This window comes from Staphylococcus sp. HMSC062H10, from assembly GCF_001836945.1.
GTDB lineage: Bacteria > Bacillota > Bacilli > Staphylococcales > Staphylococcaceae > Staphylococcus > Staphylococcus aureus.
This window is the reverse complement of sequence record NZ_KV830967.1, coordinates 1-1,169: the sequence shown is the minus strand read 5'-3', so window position 1 is coordinate 1,169 and position 1,169 is coordinate 1. Positions and strand designations below refer to the sequence as shown.

At 25.8% G+C, this 1,169-nt stretch carries 2 protein-coding genes; one reads left to right on the top strand and one right to left on the bottom strand.

Translation table 11 applies throughout. The features are described from left to right. Positions 1-483 (bottom strand): M56 family metallopeptidase (locus HMPREF2658_RS02360; RefSeq protein ID WP_305367169.1); only part of this gene is annotated, 483 nt, incomplete at its 3' end. Between the two features lie 106 nt (positions 484-589). Here HMPREF2658_RS02360 and HMPREF2658_RS02355 point away from each other — a divergent pair. After that, positions 590-1,169 (top strand): serine hydrolase (locus tag HMPREF2658_RS02355; RefSeq protein WP_053514628.1); only part of this gene is annotated, 580 nt, incomplete at its 3' end.

Below are 1,169 nucleotides of genomic sequence, written 5' to 3'. Positions count from 1 at the left end.
AATCACAATATTTTTTTTATATTGATGGTTGAAAAGTATCGTATCTATTTTATTTTTTTCATTTTCGTTTAGATAAAGTGACTGTTTCTTTAAATATTTAAGATATAATAAGGCTTTCAAAAATTTAAAACTTAAAATAATAACTAAAACTATCCAAATAACTGTGCAGATATTATCAATTGAATCCCAATTAAACTTATGGATATCTGTTGCGAACTCTTGAACAGGTTTGGTGGTAATTATGTTATGGTTCAAGTCGTGTGACTTACTTTCAACTGTGGGCGCTTGATTATTCACATTATTAAATTTTATAAAAGAGAATTTAATTGGGATAAAAGGAATTAATCCAGCAAGCACAGTTAGATACCAAACTTTATAATTTAAACTATAATTAAAATAGCGTTTTAATATGTACCTAAAAAATACTAACAATAGAAATATAAAACAAAAGCTTACTACACTCATTATTAGTAATTTAGCCATTTTGACACCTTCTTTCAAATATTTATAATAAACAATTGACATCAATATTACAATTGTAATATTATTGTTTTGTAAAAATTACAACTGTGATATCGGAGGGTTTATTTTGAAAAAGTTAATATTTTTAATTGTAATGGCTTTAGTTTTAAGTGCATGTAATTCAAACAGTTCACATGCCAAAGAGTTAAATGATTTAGAAAAAAAATATAATGCTCATATTGGTGTTTATGCTTTAGATACTAAAAGTGGTAAGGAAGTAAAATTTAATTCAGATAAGAGATTTGCCTATGCTTCGACTTCAAAAGCGATAAATAGTGCTATTTTGTTAGAACAAGTACCTTATAATAAGTTAAATAAAAAAGTACATATTAACAAAGATGATATAGTTGCTTATTCTCCTATTTTAGAAAAATATGTAGGAAAAGACATCACTTTAAAAGAACTTATTGAGGCTTCAATGACATATAGTGATAATACAGCAAACAATAAAATTATAAAAGAAATCGGTGGAATCAAAAAAGTTAAACAACGTCTAAAAGAACTAGGAGATAAAGTAACAAATCCAGTTAGATATGAGATAGAATTAAATTACTATTCGCCAAAGAGCAAAAAAGATACTTCAACGCCTGCTGCTTTCGGCAAGACTTTAAATAAACTTATCGCAAATGGAAAATTAAGCAAAAAAA